Raw genomic sequence first — 15,666 nt, forward strand, 5'->3', positions numbered from 1 at the left:
TCACTTTGTCACTGGATGTCTGAACACGTGGGGCAAAACCATGGGACTGGGGAAATCGGGCGCGCGGGCGTTGGCACTTGCAGGTCAACGGCGCGTCTATCGAGCATTTGTATTTTTAGCACTGATTTCAGTGATATGGGTGGGCCAAACGGCACCGTCCTGGGCGCAGAATTTCCAATTCTCACGCATCGTCGTGGATGGAAATACGCGGATTGGTGACGCGGCGATCCTGACCCGTGCGGGAATCGCACCGGGCCAGACCGTTACGGCGGGCCAAGTGAATGACGCGTTGCAAAACCTGCAAACGAGCGGCCTTTTTGAAAACGTGTCGATCGAACCGCAGGGAAGCACGCTGCGCATCACTGTTGTCGAGTTTCCGACGATCAACCGGGTGTCTTTCGAGGGCAACCGCAGGATTGATGACGAAGCGCTGTCGGCCATCATCCAAAGCCAGGAACGCCGGGTGTTTAACCCCGCAACGGCCGAGCGTGATGCCAGCAACATTGCCGAGGCATACACGACAGCAGGCCGGATCGCGGCACGGGTCAGCCCGCGCATCATCCGCCGCACAGACAACCGCGTCGACCTCGTGTTTGAGATTTTCGAAGGTGACGTTGTTGAAATCGAGCGCATCAGTTTTGTCGGTAATCGTGTCTATTCGGACCGCCGCCTGCGCCGCGTTCTCGAGACCAAGCAAGCGGGCCTGTTCCGCGCACTGATCAAAACAGACACGCTGGTCGAGGACCGGATTGCGTTTGACCGGCAGGTCTTGGCCGACTTCTACAGCTCGCGCGGCTACATCGACTTCCGCACTCTGTCGAGCAATGCGGAACTGACCGAAGAGCGCGATGGTTTCTTCCTGGTTTTCAACATTCAGGAAGGGCAGCAGTTCAAGTTTGGCGACATCACAGTTGTCAGTGACCTGCCTTCCATTGATGCCGACGACTATCAACGTCTTATCAAGGCGCGCCCCGGTGTGGTCTATTCGCCGTCGCTGGTCGAAGCCGAGATTGCCCGGATGGAAGCGCAGGGTGTGCGCGATGGCGTCGATTTCCTGCGGGTGGAACCTCGTGTGGTGCGCAATGACCGTGATCTGACGCTGGATGTCGAACTTGTACTCAGCCGTGGACCGCGCGTCTTTGTTGAGCGCATCGACATCGAGGGCAACACAACAACACTGGACCGCGTGATCCGCCGTCAATTCAAGATTGCCGAAGGTGACCCGTTCAATCCGCGTGAAATCCGTAACTCTGCCGAGCGTATTCGCGCCTTGGACTTCTTTGAAACGTCCGAAGTGAATGCCCGCGAAGGCTCGCGCCCGGATCAGGTGGTGATCGACGTGGATGTCGAGGAAAAGCCAACCGGCTCTTTGAACTTCGGTGGTTCATTCTCTGCCGAGGATGGGTTTGGTCTGGCGCTCAGCTTCACCGAGCGTAACTTCCTTGGGCGGGGGCAGACGCTGGGGTTCAGCTTTTCTTCTGCGGAAGAGGCCGAGCAATATGGCATCAATTTCCTTGAGCCGTCTTTCCTGGGTCGCGACGTGGCCTTTGGGTTGAACATTCTCTACTCGGAGAGTGACTCGAGCTTTACTAACTACGACAGCGAGTCGTTGCGGTTCCAGCCCAGCATCACATTCCCGATCAGTGAGAATGGCCGCCTGAGCCTGCGCTATACCTATCTGGACAATGAAATGTTGGCGCGCGACCCGGTTGTGCACGGCAATGTGGTACAGAACGAGATCAACGCCGGATCGCTCGTGTCGTCGTCCATCGGCTACACATACAGCTACGACTCGCGCACCTCGGGTTTGAACCCGACTGCGGGCTTCCTGTTCGAGTTTGGTCAGGATTTCGGTGGGATCGGTGGGGACCAGGAATTCATCCGTACCACCGGTAAGGTTGTGGCCCAGCGTTTGGCCTTTAACGAAGAGGTGACACTGCGGGCTTCGCTTGAAGGTGGTCTGCTTGCGTTCTCTGGCGGGACAAGCCGGTCGGTGGACCGTTTCACCGTCGGGCCGCGTATTCTGCGCGGCTTTGAACCCGGCGGTATCGGTCCTCGGGACCGGTTGGCGAGCGGCGAAACTGACCCGTTGGGTGGCAACCTGTATCTTGCCGCACGCTTCGAAGCGGAATTCCCTCTGGGTCTGCCCGAAGAACTGGGTATCCGGGGTGGCGTATTCTACGACGTCGGCAACCTGTGGGATCTGGACGATGTGAACCTGACCGGGGGCGATGTCGTGGGCGAGGGTGGTTCATTCCGCCATGTCATCGGGTTCTCGATCTTCTGGGACACGATCGTGGGGCCGCTGCGTCTGAACTTTAGCAATGCGCTCAGCAAAGAAGAATTTGACCGCGAGCAACAGTTCGATCTGACCATCTCGACCACGTTTTGACGCCATGATGGGCTGGGTGCGCGCAGCATGTGTTGCCTTGGCGGTGTGTATCGCTGCCATGGCGACAGCACAGGATGTGCGCAGCCCCATTCTGACCATCGACAGTGAACGCCTGTACCGCGGCAGTGCCTTTGGTCAGCGCGTGGTGCAGGACATTGAGGCGCAAACCTCGGCTCTGTCCGAAGAGAACCGCGTGCTGGAAGAGCAGCTTGAAACCGAAGAACAGGAATTGACCGACCAGCGACCGGAGATGACACCAGAGGATTTTCGCAATCTGGCTGATGCGTTTGACGCCCGTGTGCAATCTATTCGCCGTGACCGGGAAGCCAAAAGCCGCGCAATTGCCGCGCAGTTGGAAGAAAACCGTGATCGGTTTCTCAATGCCGCCGCACCCGTCCTCGAAGCGATCATGCGTGAGGCGGGCGCTGCCGTCATCCTTGAACGCCGCAGTGTCTTTGTCAGTGCAAACGCCATCGACATCACAGAAGCCGCCATTGCGCGCATTGATGCCGTTCTGGGCGATGGACGGCCAGCGGGCGACTAGGGTTTGCTTGCGGGGCGCATCCCGTCTTGGTAGGCACATCATCAACATAGAACGAACCAAAGGCCCGCATTTCTCATGTCCACTGACCTTATGACCGCCGATATCGGGCTGATCCAACGTATCCTGCCGCACCGGTATCCTTTCTTGCTTGTGGACCGTGTGGTGGACATTGACGGTTATGCCTCGGCGACGGGGATCAAGAACGTCACGATGAACGAGCCGCATTTCCAAGGCCATTTTCCGGGCAAACCGATCATGCCGGGTGTGACGATTGTCGAGGCCATGGCGCAGACAGCGGCTGTGATGGTCGGGACCGCGTTGGACATGGCCGACAAGGAAATGCTGGTCTACTTCATGGCCATCGAAAAATGTAAATTCCGCCGGATGGTCACGCCGGGTGATGTGCTGATGCTGAAACTGATAACCACACGCGGCAAGCCGGGCGCAAAGGTCTGGAAATTCAGCGGCGTTGCAGAGGTGGAAGGCGAGATGGCCTGTGAAGTCGAATTCACCGCCATGATGGATTTGCCCGCGACATGAGTGATGACCTGATCCATCCCTCCGCAGTGATCGAGGCGGGCGCGCAGATCGACAAATCGGCGCGCGTCGGCCCGTTTTGCGTGGTGGGTGCCGATGTGACCCTTGGGCCGGACGTTGAGCTCAAGAGCCATGTTGTTGTCACGGGACAGACGCTGATTGGTGAGGGAACCGTTGTTTTTCCTTTTGCAGTGATCGGCGAGGTGCCGCAGGACCTGAAGTTCAAAGGCGAAGCCAGCAGGTTGGTCATCGGCAAACGCAATCGCATCCGAGAACATGTCACGATGAATGGTGGCACCGAGGGTGGTGGCGGTGTCACGCAGATTGGCGATGACGGACTGTTTATGGCTGGATGTCACATTGCGCACGACGCCCATGTCGGTGACCGCGTGATCGTGGTCAATTCGGCGGCGGTGGCGGGCCACTGCGTATTGGAAGACGACGTGATCGTGGGCGGGCTGTCTGGCATTCACCAGTTTGTTCGTATTGGCCGTGGTGCCATCATCGGTGCGGTCACCATGGTGACCAATGACGTGATCCCTTACGGGCTGGTTCAGGCACCGCGCGGTGAGTTGGATGGTCTGAACCTTGTGGGTCTCAAGCGGCGCGGCGTTGCCCGTTCTGACATCACAGCATTGCGCGCGGCCTTTCAGATGTTGGCGCAAGGTGACGGCACGTTCCATGACCGGGCCGAACGGCTGGGCAAAGAAAGCGACAGCGCCTACGTCCGCGAAATCGTGGCATTTGTTCTGGGCGACAGCGACCGGTCGTTTTTGACCCCGCGTTGATGTTGGCACTGGTCGCAGGTCGCGGAGGGTTGCCTGCCGCTGTTGTTCAAAGTCTGGACGCCGCGCCTCTGGTCTGTTCGTTGCAGGGCAACACACCAGATACACTATCGGTGGACGTTGTGTTCCGGATTGAGACGCTGGGGTCCTTTCTGCATGACCTTATCGACCGTGGCGTGACGGACGTGTGTTTTTGCGGCGGTGTGTCCCGGCCCACCGTTGATCCGTCGCTGATCGACGCCCGCACCGCGCCCTTGGTGCCGCGTCTTGCGGCGGTTCTGGCAGGCGGAGAAGACAGTGCGCTGCGCGTCATCATCGACATTTTCGAAGAGGCAGGGCTGCGCGTACGCGGGGCGCACGATCTTGCGCCGGACTTGTTGCCGCGCACAGGTGTCGCGACGGTGGCTCGGGCCACAGCCGGTATTGAGACGCAGATAGAGTTGGCGGGCCGGGTCCTGGCCGAGCAATCAGAGCAAGACCTTGGGCAGGCCTGTGTCATCCGTGGCAGCGATGTGATCGCACGCGAAGATACACGCGGCACGGATGCAATGCTGGCGGAGTTGGCTGAGCCCTATTCTGGGCCGGACATCCCTTTGGACCCGTTCCAGTTTGCGGTCGAAAAGGTGGGTGAGGCGCTTGATCTTGCCGCTGACTGGTTGTCTGGCCCCGTGGCGGAGGCGCGTGCGCAGGCCGAAGGTGGCATTTTGTTCAAAGCGCCGAAACCCGGTCAGGATCGCCGCGTTGACTTGCCAACGATCGGCCCCACAACTGCGATGCGCGCAGCCGAGGCCGGGCTGGACGGCATCGTGATCCAGGCGGGCGGGGTGATTGTCTTGGACAGGCCCCAGGTCGTGCGGATCCTGGATGCGATGGGCATGTTCCTGTGGGTGCGCTAAAGGTCTTTATCGTTGCGGGAGAGCCATCGGGGGACGCACTGGGAGGTGCGTTGATGGGGGGGCTGAACACGCTAGCACCCGGTGTCGCGTATGCTGGCATTGGCGGCCCTTTGATGCAGGCGCAAGGCCTGACCAGCCAGTTCGACATGAACGAGCTGTCGGTGATGGGCATCGCAGAGGTACTGCCCAAGTACCGCCACCTCAAACGACGCATCAAGGAAACAGCGGACGCGGTCGTGGCCACCAAACCCGACGTGCTGATCACCATCGACAGCCCTGATTTCAGTCTGCGCGTGGCCAAACAGGTCAAAGCACAGTCGGATATCCGAACAGTGCACTACGTGGCACCAACCGTTTGGGCGTGGCGTCCCAAACGTGCAGCCAAGATGGCGCAGATGATCGACCATGTTCTGGCACTTTTTCCCTTTGAGCCGCCGTATATGGAGGCCGAAGGGATCGCTTGTGACTTTGTTGGTCATCCGGCGGCGACCGTGCCGCGCGCGACCCCGGCAGAGATTGCCGGGTTTCGTGCAGAGCATGGGGTCGCAGCGGCCGACCCTTTGGTGTTGGTTTTGCCCGGATCGCGCCGCGGTGAAGTCAGCCGTATGGCCCCGGTGTTCGGTCAGGCGCTTGGTCAGATCAGCGCCACCCGTCCGGCAATGCGTATGATCCTGCCCGTGGCACCGGCGGTCGCGGAATTGGTCAAGGCAGAGGTGTCAGACTGGCCCGTCGCGCCCATTGTGTTGGATCCATCTGGCATGTCACCAGAGGCCGCAGCTACCCGCAAGCGTACTGCCTTTGCCGCAGCGGATGCGGCATTGGCGACGTCCGGCACGGTTGCATTGGAACTGGCAGCGGCAGGCACCCCGATGGTCAGTGCCTACAGTTTCCACTGGCTGACCCTCTTTATCCTCAAACGCATGGCCGTGACGGATACCGGCAGCTTGATCAATCATGTGACCGAAACGCGTGTCGTTCCCGAAGTGATTGCAGAGAAATTTACCGTACCTAATATAGTGGCCGCCATGAACACGTTGCTGGATGATCCAAGCGGGCAGGCGGCAGCGATGGAACTGACCATGGACCGCCTGGGCCGAGGCGGCGAAGACCCCGGTTTGCGCGCCGCGCGTGCGGTGCTGGACCGGCTGTAACGCTGGCTAGCCGACCTGCACGAGGGCATGCCGTTTTTTGCCCGCCGACAGCTTGATCGGCTGGGAAAAAGCGTCGGCGCTGATCATGGTGCCCGCGTTGGTCACCTGTTCATCGTTCATCTTGGCCCCGCCTTCGGCGATCAGGCGTTTGGCTTCCTTGCCGGAGCCGGCGAGGCCGGATTTCACGATGAGCTGAACAATGGAAACGCCATCCGCGACGTCATCAGCACTGAGCGTCAAGGTCGGCAGGTCATCCCCCACGCCCCCTTTCTCAAACACGTCACGCGCAGTTTGGGCGGCGGCTGCGGCAGCCTCTGCGCCGTGCAGCAGGGTGGTAACCTCAGAGGCCAGACGTGCCTTGGCCTCGTTGATCTCCGACCCTTCCAGTGCGCCCAACCTGTCACACTCGTCCAGAGGCAGCTCGGTGTAGAGCTTGAGGAACCGTCCAACATCGGCGTCGGTCGTATTGCGCCAGAACTGCCAGAACTCATAGGGGCTGAGCATATCGGGGTTCAGCCAGACAGCACCGGACTGGGATTTGCCCATCTTTTTGCCATCGGACGTGGTCAGCAAGGGGGACGTCAGGCCGTAGACTTCGCCGTCGATCACACGGCGCGTCAGATCGATGCCGTTGACGATGTTGCCCCATTGATCCGATCCGCCCATCTGCAGGATACAGCCGTAGCGGCGGTGCAGTTCCATGAAGTCATAGGCCTGCAGGATCATGTAGTTAAATTCGAGGAAGGACAGAGACTGTTCCCGGTCCAGCCGCGATTTGACGGACTCAAAGCTGAGCATGCGGTTGATCGAGAAATGCCGCCCGATGTCGCGCAGAAAATCGAGGTAGTTGAGACCATCAAGCCACTCGGCGTTGTTCAGCATCTGCGCGCCGTTGTCATAGTCGATATAGGAGGAGAAAACCCGTTTGATACCTGCGATGTTGTCGTCAATGGCGGCGGCATCCAGCAGCGGGCGCTCATCTGCTCGAAACGACGGATCGCCCACCTTGGTGGTGCCACCACCCATAAGCGTGATCGGGTTATGCCCGGTCTGTTGGAACCAGCGCAGCATCATGATCTGGATGAGCGAGCCGACGTGCAGCGACTTGGCCGTCGCGTCGAAACCGATATAGGCCGATTGCCCCGGTTTCAGCAATGTGTCGTCCAGCGCCTGCATGTCGGTGCAGTCGGCAAGAAACCCACGGGACTGCATCACGTGCAGGAAATCGGATCGGGGGGTATACGTCATTTGGCTTGTCCTTGGGGCGGGCCTCGCGCAGTCTATACGGCGGGTTGGGGCAAAGGAAAAGACCATGGATAAGGTCCGGGAAAAAGGGCGTGTGGTCCGCGCACTTGGCGCGATGTCGGGGACGTCCCTTGATGGGGTGGATGCGGCGGTATTGGACACGGACGGTGTGAGCATTCATGCGTTTGGCCCGGCGCAGTACCGGCCTTACACAGACACCGAACGGGACGTTTTGCGGGCAGCGTTGGGCAAGTGGACGGGCCCTGAATTGCCGCAAGCGTCTGAAGTCGTGATGGACGCGCATGTTGATGTGCTGGCCCCTCACAGTGCGGTCGACCTGATTGGCTTTCATGGACAGACGGTGGCGCATGCCCCCCGCATGCAAGGCACGCTCCAGATCGGTGATGGCGCAGCACTGGCCGACAGGTTGCAAACCCCAGTCGTGTGGGATTTCCGCTCGGCAGATGTGGAATTGGGCGGCGAAGGTGCACCCCTGGCACCGTTCTTTCATTTCGCATGCGCGCGCTGGATCGGCGCACAAGAACCGGTTGCCTTTCTCAACCTGGGCGGCGTTGGGAATCTAACATGGGTGAACCCGTCCGCTGCAAAGCCTGAGGATGAGGGGGCACTGCTGGCCTTTGACACTGGCCCAGCAAACGCGCCTGTCAATGACCTCGTGTCGGATCGGCTGGGCCTGCCATTTGACAAGGATGGCGCCCTTGCCGCCAAAGGGACCGTAGAAGCGGGTGCGCTGGAGTTGTTCCTTGCCGAGCCCTACTTTGCCCGTATTCCGCCGAAGTCTTTGGACCGGAACGATTTTTCGGAAATGATTGCACTGGTGAGCGAGTTGAGCGATGCGGATGCTGCGGCGACCCTGACGGCCATGTGCGCCGCTGGTGTTGCCGAGGCGATGCAACACTGCCCTGCGCCGCCATCTCGTGTTCTCGTGACCGGAGGAGGGCGGCGCAATCCGGTGCTGATGCAGATGTTGGCGGTCTCACTGGACTGTCCCGTGGCACCGGTCGAGGATGTGGGCCTAGACGGCGATATGCTTGAGGCGCAGGCCTTTGCCTACCTCGCCGTGCGCGTTGCCCGAGGATTGCCAACCTCATGCCCGGGCACCACCGGCGTGCGTGCGGCCGTTGGGGGTGGGACCGTCAGCATACCGCGCAACGCTTAGCCGGGAATGTCAAAGCCCGGTTCGGCCAGCGTAAACCCGTCGAACGTGAAGCCGGGCGAGACAGTACAACTCACCAACGTCCATGCGCCCGTGGTTCTTGCGGCCTGCCAGTGACCTTCGGGGACAATCAACTGCGGCTCGCCCTGCGTCAGGTCGGGCGATAGGACATGTTCCCGCGCCGGGCCGTTGTCAGTCTCACTCATCGACAGGATCAGCGGCGCGCCGGCGTGAAACAGCCATATCTCGGTGGCGTCGACCTTGTGCCAATGGCTTTGCTCCCCTTCGGCCAACAGGAAGTAGATGCACGTACCGGTTGGATGCCCATCGTTCTGCGCAACCCACGTCTGGCGATAGTGGCCACCCTCGGGATGCGGCGCCAGGTTCAGCCTGTTGATGATATCCTGAGCGGTCATGCGCGCAGGCTATGGCCAGTGCGCAAAGGGTACAAGTGGTGCATCACTAAAGTGGATGGTCGAAGAACCGGAGATACGCGGCAAATTGCGGGTCTGGTTCATAGAAGGGGGCGCAGGCCGAAAACCCCACGCGCTCATAGAGCGCAATCGCCTCGGTCAGAGGGGCAATCGTATCCAAGACCATCCGCGTATACCCATCGTTGCGCGCGCGCTTCATTGCGGTTTCGATCAATGCGCGCCCGGCACCTGTTCCGCGGGCTGCTTCGTTGACATAGATGCGCTTGATCTCTGTCACGCCGGGCATGTCCAACGGGTAATACATGGCGCAGCCGACAACGTGGCCGTCCAACTCTGCCAACAGGATGTCACCGGCGGGGCGGGCATGGATACGGGGCAGATCAGCGATCAGCGCGGCATAGGTCTCTTTGGCATAGTAGGTTTCCACAATTGTGGGGAAGGCCGTGGAACGCGCGACCAGAATGTCCCGATACGCCCAACACAGGCGCGCCAATTCGGTCAGGTCGGATGGGGTTGCGCTGCGAACGGTTAGCGTCATGAGCAGTGCTTTTGAACAGCTTCGGCCATCGTGCGCAATTGGCGCCTCACCCGTGGTTTGGGGCGCAACTGTTCCATCTTGGCGACGTTGTTGTTGCCGTTGTGCCAGGCGTCGAACAGCAAGGCGCGAATGTCCGGGTCCAGCACCTGTTCAGCCACAGAATAGTTGCACCGACATTGCGCGACGTTGATCGGGCCAAGGCGGTCCTCAGTTTGCATCTTGGCGCAGGTCTGTGCCGCCGATTGCGCGTGTATTGGTCCGGCCGTGAAGGCCAGACCAAAACAAACGGCTGCAACGCGCACCATCATTTCAGGATGGACGCGCCAGCATATTCAGCGGTTGCGCCAAGCATCTCTTCGATGCGGATCAGCTGGTTGTATTTCGCCAACCGGTCGGACCGCGCCAGCGACCCGGTTTTGATCTGTCCGCAATTCGTCGCCACGGCCAAGTCGGCGATGGTCGCATCTTCGGTTTCGCCGGAACGGTGGCTCATCACATTGGTATAGCGCGCGCGATGCGCCATCTCGACCGCTTGAAGTGTTTCCGTCAAGCTGCCGATTTGGTTGACTTTTACCAGCATCGAGTTGGCGCAGCCGCGTTCGATACCTTCGGCCAGACGCGCGGGATTGGTTACAAACAGATCGTCGCCGACCAATTGCACCTTGTCGCCGATTGCGTCAGTCAGCGCCTTCCAACCATCCCAGTCGTCTTCGCCCATTCCGTCTTCGATGGAGATGATCGGGTAGTCTTTCACCAGTGCTTCGAGATATGCGGCATTCTCGTCGGACGAGAGTGTTTTGCCCTCGCCTGCGAACACGTATTTCCCATCTTTGAAATACTCGGTTGCGGCGCAGTCCAAAGCGAGGTGAATGTCGTCGCCCGGTGTATAGCCTGTCTTTTCAATGGATTTCAGAATGAAATCAAGCGCATCGCGCGTGGAGCTGATGTTGGGGGCAAAGCCGCCTTCGTCACCAATCCCGGTGGAAAGCCCTGCATCCGACAGCTCTTTCTTGAGGGTGTGGAACACTTCAGAGCCCATGCGCACAGCTTCGCGGATGTTGTCGGCCGCGACTGGCATAATCATGAATTCCTGGATGTCGATCGGGTTGTCCGCGTGCTCACCACCATTGATGATGTTCATCATCGGCACGGGCAACATGCGCGCAGATGTGCCACCGACGTAGCGGTAAAGCGGTTGCTGCGTCCAATCAGCAGCCGCCTTGGCGGCGGCCAAGGACACACCAAGGATCGCATTTGCGCCCAGACGGCCCTTGTTGTCGGTTCCGTCCAGTTCGATCATCGCGGCGTCCAGTTCGACCTGTTCAGTCGCGTCGATACCGACCAGAGCCTCTGCGATCTCACCGTTCACGGCGGCGACCGCGTCCAGAACGCCTTTGCCCTTGTAGCGGGCCTTGTCGCCGTCGCGCTTTTCCACGGCCTCGTATGCGCCGGTGGACGCACCGGATGGTACAGCAGCGCGGCCCATGGTGCCGTCTTCGAGTGTCACGTCGACCTCAACTGTGGGGTTGCCCCGGCTGTCGAGGATTTCACGGGCGTGGATGTCGATGATGGTGCTCATGGGAGAGGCTCCTTTGACCTTAAGTTACGCAGCGTTTAACTTTATGGTGGCGCTAACAACAAGAGGCTTCATGCCGCAGTCTGCCTTTTTGCCAGCTGTTCGCGCCAGAGAGTGTACAGACCGGACAGAATGATGATGGCTGCACCGATCAGCGTGAGCATATCGGGCGATTCACCAAAGAAGAGAACGCCGATGATCAGGGCAAAGATCATGCGTGAGTAGCGGAAGGGTGTGACAAAGCCGATCTCACCGATCCGCATGGCATAGGTGATGCCATAGTAGCTGAGGGCGCCGATGAACACGGCGGCCATCAGCAGCATGGATTGGCCGACGGTTGGCGCAACCGGCATGATGCCGCCGAAAAAGAGCAGGATGGCCGACGCCGGGATCAGCATCGCAAAGGCCATGAAGGACAGTTGCAGCGAGCTGACCGTGGGCTTGACCCGCCGCGTTGCGAGATCGCGCACAGCAAGGCCGATGACACCCTGCACCGCAAAGAGCGATAGCCAGTCAAACCCGTCAGTGCCGGGGCGGATGATCAAAACCACGCCAGCAAAGCCAATCAGGATGGCGGCCCAGCGCCGCCAGCCCACGGCCTCGTTGAGAAAGAGCGCCGCACCCAGCGTGACCAAAAGCGGTGCGGCTTGCAAAATGGCGGATGCGGTCGAGAGGGGGATGAGGGCAATGGCCGTGACAAAGCCAAGCGTGCCAATGAGCTCTGCGAAATTGCGCAACAGGATCGGCGGTGCGACAAAGCCCGGATCCCAAAGCGGTTGTCCTTGTCGGCGGCAAAGTGCGGCAAAAACCAACATGCCGCCCACGCCCAGCAGCCCGATAATCTGACCCAGTGGCAGCGCCCCGGCCAGCAGTTTGATCACCGCGTCTTCGACGGCAAATCCAAGCATGGCAAGCGCCATGATGGTTGCCCCGCGCAGGTTGTCCATTGTTTGCCCTTACTGTGTCAGACGCATCATCAGCTGATTGCCCTGTTTCTTGGTCTCGACGCCTTTGAGGGCCTGGACCAGCTCTGACAGCTTGCGATGCCCGTAGGTGCGCGTGTCAAAGTCCGGATGCGCGTTCTGGATGGCTTGCCCGATCTGACCTAATGCGTACCAGTCGTCGTCCTGTTCGATCTTGTCCATCGCGCCTTTGATGAGGGGTAGGGCGGATTTGATCGCTGCGCGCTCTTTTGTCGTTTCCGCGTCGCTGACAAGGTTCTCGATCAGAATAAAGCGGTTGCAGACGTTTCGCAGCGACTCCGGGGCCTTGGATTCCCCGATACCAATGACGGTCAGCCCGTCCTCGCGCAGGCGATTGGCAAGGGCGGTAAAATCGCTGTCGGATGAGACGATGACGAACCCGTCAAAGCGCCCGCCATGAAGGATGTCCATCGCATCGATCACCAGCCCGATGTCACTGGCGTTCTTGCCTGTGGTGTTCGAGCTGTCCTGATGCGCCACCATGCCCAATTGGAGAATGCGGTCGGCCCAGGCCTTGAGCCGTGCAGAGGACCAGTCGCCATAAACCCGGCGCAACGCCGGTTCACCAATGGATGTCACCTCGCGCAGGATGGCGTCAGCGAATTTGGCTGGTACGTTGTCGGCGTCGATCAAAACGGCAAGCAGGGGACGGTCGCGGTCGGCCAATGGCACGTATCCTTGTCATGGGGCCGGGGTCCGGCCGTTGGGTATCACCGCTTGCGCGGTACACCATAAAGTTCGAGCCGGTGGCCGCGCAGTTCATAGCCCAGCTTTTCCGCGATCTTTTCCTGCAGCGCCTCGATCTCGTCATCCACAAACTCGATCACTTCGCCGGAGTTCATGTCGATGAGGTGGTCGTGGTGTTCGCGTTCGGCGTCTTCGTATCGTGCGCGCCCGTCGCCGAACTCCAGCTTGTCGAGGATTCCCGCTTCTTCGAACAGTTTGACCGTGCGGTACACAGTCGCAATCGAGATGCCACTGTCGACGGCGCTTGCCCGGTTGTACAATTCTTCGACGTCGGGGTGGTCCGCGCTGTCTTGCAGCACTTTGGCGATGATCCGGCGTGGCTGGGTCATGCGCAGGCCCTTGGCCTCGCTGCGGTCGATGATGGTGGGGCGTTTGGCGGTCATGCGCCCCCTTTAGCGAAGCTTTGCCACCTGGGCAATTGCGGTTGACGCTGGCACCGCATGGGTTCACTGGGAGCCATGAGCGATTTTGACATGATGAACCTTCCCGACGTTGTTTCCAAACGCGTCGCGGAGATGGGCCTGACCCAACCGACCCCAATTCAGGCGCAGGCGATTCCCCACGCGCTGAACGGGCGCGACGTGATGGGACTGGCGCAAACCGGCACCGGAAAGACGGCGGCCTTTGGCATTCCCCTTATTTCACGCCTGATCGAAGAGGGTGGGCGCGCGGCGCCCAAGACTGCGCGCGGCCTTGTTTTGGCGCCGACGCGCGAGCTGGCCGGGCAGATTGCGCAAGTGCTGCGCGGGCTGACAGATATGAAAGTCCAGATCGTCGTGGGCGGGGTGTCGATCAATCCGCAGATCCAGCGTTTGTCCAAGGGTGTGGATATCCTCGTCGCGACACCGGGCCGTTTGCTTGATCTGGTGGACCGTCGCGCCGTGCGTTTGGACCAGACCGGGTTTCTGGTGCTGGACGAGGCGGATCAGATGTTGGACCTCGGCTTTGTCCATGACCTGCGCAAGATCGCGTCGCTGATGGGCGAAGACCGTCAGACGATGCTGTTCTCTGCCACGATGCCCAAACAGATGTCAGAGATTGCGGGGTCTTATCTGCGCAGCCCCATCCGGGTCGAAGTGTCACCGCCCGGCAAAGCGGCGGACAAGGTCACACAGGCCGTGCACTTCATCGCCAAAGCGGAAAAGACGTCGCTGTTGATCGAGTTGATGGATGCGCATCGCGACGAACGCGCACTGGTGTTCACGCGCACGAAGCATGGCGCGGACCGACTTGCGCGCAATCTGGACAAGGCGGGATACGCCGTGGCCGCGATTCACGGTGATAAACGCCAAGGTCAGCGGGATCGCGCACTGGCCGCCTTCAAGGCCAGCGAGATCAAAGTGCTGGTTGCCACGGATGTGGCCGCGCGGGGCCTGGATATCCCGGATGTGAAACACGTGTACAATTTCGACCTGCCCAACGTCCCTGAGGCCTATGTGCACCGGATCGGACGGACGGCGCGCGCGGGCAAGGATGGGGCGGCCATCGCGTTTTGCGCCCCCGACGAGATGGACCAGTTGAAAGATATCCAAAAGGTGATGAAGCTTTCCATCCCGGTTGCATCCGGTCGCGCGTGGGAGCCAATTGCTGATCCGACAGCCAAGAAACCCGCCCGTGGGCGCGGCCGTCCGGGGCCAAAACCCGGTGGACGGCCCGGTGCGCCGGGTGCGGCCAAGCCGTCCAACCGCCGTCGTCGCAAACCTAAACCCAAAGGGCCGCGCACCTAGTCACGGCCCCTTGCTGCGCCGTTCAGGTGTAGAGGGATGCAACGCCCAATTGGGCGTGGATGTCATTTACCGCGCTGGCATCCATGCCAAACCCTTGCGCCAGCTGGTGCAGGTATTGCGCTTCGGCCTGGGAATCGAGGTCGATTGCCAGAACGGACATCGCATAGACCTGCGGGCCCATCCCTTGTGGCACGTCACGGACCAACGCGTTTACGTCAACGTCCCGTGCCATCTCGGCACGGACAAATGCCGCCTCTTCGGCGTCGATATCGCCACCCATTTGCCCCATCAGCTTCTCTTGTTCCGCGTCGTCCAACTGTCCGTCGGACTTGGCCGCTTGGATCATCGCCCGCAACATGAGGGCGGCGGCGGCTTCCTGATCTGCGGTAGGTTCAATCGGCTCTTCGGGGGTCTGATCAAAGTTCGAATTCAGAACCTGCCCAAACGTCGCGTTGTTTGAGGCCGGTCGCTGTGCCAGCCCGCCCGACAATGCCCCCAGCAGCCCACCGGCACCCGCGCCGCCGGCCAAACCACCCAGCATACCTTGCAGGCCACCGCCCTGACCGCCGCCACCCAATCCTTCGAGAAGGCCGCCAAGACCGCCCATGCCGCCAGCGGAACCAGCACCCTGACCACCGCCCATCAGACCGCCCAGCATGTCTTGCAATCCACCGGCACCACCGGCTGCAGACCCGCCGCCCGACAGCCCGCCCAAGAGACCACCCAGACCGCCCGCGCTGGACGCTTGCCCCGGCGCACCGTCGCGATTTTTCATCATTGCACTTGCGCCTTTGGCCACAGCCACACCAATCGCCACTTTTGCCAGCGTTTTCATCAAGCTCATTGGGTTTTCCTCCACTCCCAGGGAATCATTTCCTGACAGCTTGGCATAGTTCGCGGCGATTGCGGCGGGGAATGATCGGGATCGATTGAC

Annotated in this window: 17 protein-coding genes; 8 read left to right on the forward strand and 9 right to left on the reverse strand. The window is 60.4% G+C overall.

Going from position 1 to position 15,666, the window contains the following annotated elements; all coding sequences use genetic code 11:
- The first annotated feature begins 40 nt into the window (after window positions 1-40).
- From bamA to lpxB, 6 genes are all read left to right on the forward strand, one after another.
- Window positions 41-2,392: an outer membrane protein assembly factor BamA gene (gene bamA / locus Q0936_RS17740; RefSeq protein ID WP_299145772.1), complete on the forward strand. Its 2,352-nt coding sequence runs from the start codon at window positions 41-43 to the stop codon at window positions 2,390-2,392.
- 58 nt (window positions 2,393-2,450) lie between these two features.
- The gene (locus Q0936_RS17745) at window positions 2,451-2,936 is read left to right on the forward strand and encodes an OmpH family outer membrane protein (protein WP_299145774.1); all 486 of its coding nucleotides are present in this window, start codon (window positions 2,451-2,453) and stop codon (window positions 2,934-2,936) included.
- 75 nt (window positions 2,937-3,011) lie between these two features.
- Window positions 3,012-3,476 (forward strand): 3-hydroxyacyl-ACP dehydratase FabZ, encoded by a 465-nt coding sequence (fabZ, locus tag Q0936_RS17750; protein ID WP_299294709.1) that lies wholly within the window; start codon window positions 3,012-3,014, stop codon window positions 3,474-3,476.
- Window positions 3,473-4,261, forward strand: coding sequence for an acyl-ACP--UDP-N-acetylglucosamine O-acyltransferase (gene lpxA / locus Q0936_RS17755; RefSeq protein WP_299145777.1), 789 nt, complete (start codon window positions 3,473-3,475; stop codon window positions 4,259-4,261). The genes fabZ and lpxA overlap by 4 nt, the downstream gene beginning before the upstream one ends.
- Window positions 4,261-5,154 carry a UDP-2,3-diacylglucosamine diphosphatase LpxI gene (gene lpxI, locus Q0936_RS17760; RefSeq protein WP_299378315.1) on the forward strand — a complete coding sequence of 298 codons (894 nt, stop codon included), beginning with the start codon at window positions 4,261-4,263 and terminating at the stop codon, window positions 5,152-5,154. The genes lpxA and lpxI overlap by 1 nt, the downstream gene beginning before the upstream one ends.
- Window positions 5,142-6,305, forward strand: a complete 1,164-nt coding sequence (lpxB, locus tag Q0936_RS17765; protein WP_299297700.1) for a lipid-A-disaccharide synthase — start codon at window positions 5,142-5,144, stop codon at window positions 6,303-6,305. Before lpxI ends, lpxB begins: the two co-directional genes overlap by 13 nt.
- A gap of 6 nt (window positions 6,306-6,311) precedes the next feature.
- Here the strand turns inward: lpxB and tyrS are convergent, their stop codons facing one another.
- The gene (tyrS, locus tag Q0936_RS17770; protein WP_299297701.1) at window positions 6,312-7,553 is read right to left on the reverse strand and encodes a tyrosine--tRNA ligase; all 1,242 of its coding nucleotides are present in this window, start codon (window positions 7,551-7,553) and stop codon (window positions 6,312-6,314) included.
- A gap of 64 nt (window positions 7,554-7,617) precedes the next feature.
- Here tyrS and Q0936_RS17775 point away from each other — a divergent pair, with 64 nt between their 5' ends.
- Window positions 7,618-8,730, forward strand: a complete 1,113-nt coding sequence (locus tag Q0936_RS17775; protein WP_299297702.1) for an anhydro-N-acetylmuramic acid kinase — start codon at window positions 7,618-7,620, stop codon at window positions 8,728-8,730.
- Here the strand turns inward: Q0936_RS17775 and Q0936_RS17780 are convergent.
- The 7 genes from Q0936_RS17780 to Q0936_RS17810 all read right to left on the reverse strand — a co-directional run bounded on the left by Q0936_RS17780 (window position 8,727) and on the right by Q0936_RS17810 (window position 13,388).
- Window positions 8,727-9,143, reverse strand: coding sequence for a cupin domain-containing protein (locus Q0936_RS17780; protein ID WP_299297703.1), 417 nt, complete (start codon window positions 9,141-9,143; stop codon window positions 8,727-8,729). The genes Q0936_RS17775 and Q0936_RS17780 overlap by 4 nt on opposite strands.
- A 46-nt stretch (window positions 9,144-9,189) precedes the next feature.
- Window positions 9,190-9,699 (reverse strand): GNAT family N-acetyltransferase, encoded by a 510-nt coding sequence (locus Q0936_RS17785; protein ID WP_299297704.1) that lies wholly within the window; start codon window positions 9,697-9,699, stop codon window positions 9,190-9,192.
- Window positions 9,696-9,917: a hypothetical protein gene (locus tag Q0936_RS17790; protein WP_299297705.1), complete on the reverse strand. Its 222-nt coding sequence runs from the start codon at window positions 9,915-9,917 to the stop codon at window positions 9,696-9,698. Before Q0936_RS17790 ends, Q0936_RS17785 begins: the two co-directional genes overlap by 4 nt.
- A gap of 86 nt (window positions 9,918-10,003) precedes the next feature.
- Window positions 10,004-11,278, reverse strand: coding sequence for a phosphopyruvate hydratase (gene eno, locus Q0936_RS17795; protein WP_299297706.1), 1,275 nt, complete (start codon window positions 11,276-11,278; stop codon window positions 10,004-10,006).
- Window positions 11,279-11,346: 68 nt separating this feature from the next.
- Entirely contained in the window at window positions 11,347-12,222 is an 876-nt protein-coding gene (locus Q0936_RS17800; protein ID WP_299297707.1) for a DMT family transporter, read from the reverse strand.
- Window positions 12,223-12,231: 9 nt separating this feature from the next.
- Window positions 12,232-12,924, reverse strand: a complete 693-nt coding sequence (locus Q0936_RS17805; protein ID WP_299145798.1) for an NYN domain-containing protein — start codon at window positions 12,922-12,924, stop codon at window positions 12,232-12,234.
- 44 nt (window positions 12,925-12,968) lie between these two features.
- Complete coding sequence (locus Q0936_RS17810; protein ID WP_299145800.1) at window positions 12,969-13,388, reverse strand: Fur family transcriptional regulator; 420 nt, start codon at window positions 13,386-13,388, stop codon at window positions 12,969-12,971.
- A 75-nt stretch (window positions 13,389-13,463) separates the two neighbouring features.
- Here Q0936_RS17810 and Q0936_RS17815 point away from each other — a divergent pair, with 75 nt between their 5' ends.
- A complete protein-coding gene (locus Q0936_RS17815) occupies window positions 13,464-14,732 on the forward strand; it encodes a DEAD/DEAH box helicase (RefSeq protein WP_299145802.1) in 1,269 nt (422 codons plus the stop codon).
- A 22-nt stretch (window positions 14,733-14,754) separates the two neighbouring features.
- Here the strand turns inward: Q0936_RS17815 and Q0936_RS17820 are convergent, their stop codons facing one another.
- On the reverse strand, window positions 14,755-15,576 hold the full coding sequence (locus Q0936_RS17820) for a DUF533 domain-containing protein (RefSeq protein WP_299297708.1): 822 nt from the start codon (window positions 15,574-15,576) through the stop codon (window positions 14,755-14,757).
- Window positions 15,577-15,666 lie beyond the last annotated feature (90 nt).

This window comes from uncultured Tateyamaria sp. (assembly GCF_947488715.1).
GTDB lineage: Bacteria > Pseudomonadota > Alphaproteobacteria > Rhodobacterales > Rhodobacteraceae > Tateyamaria.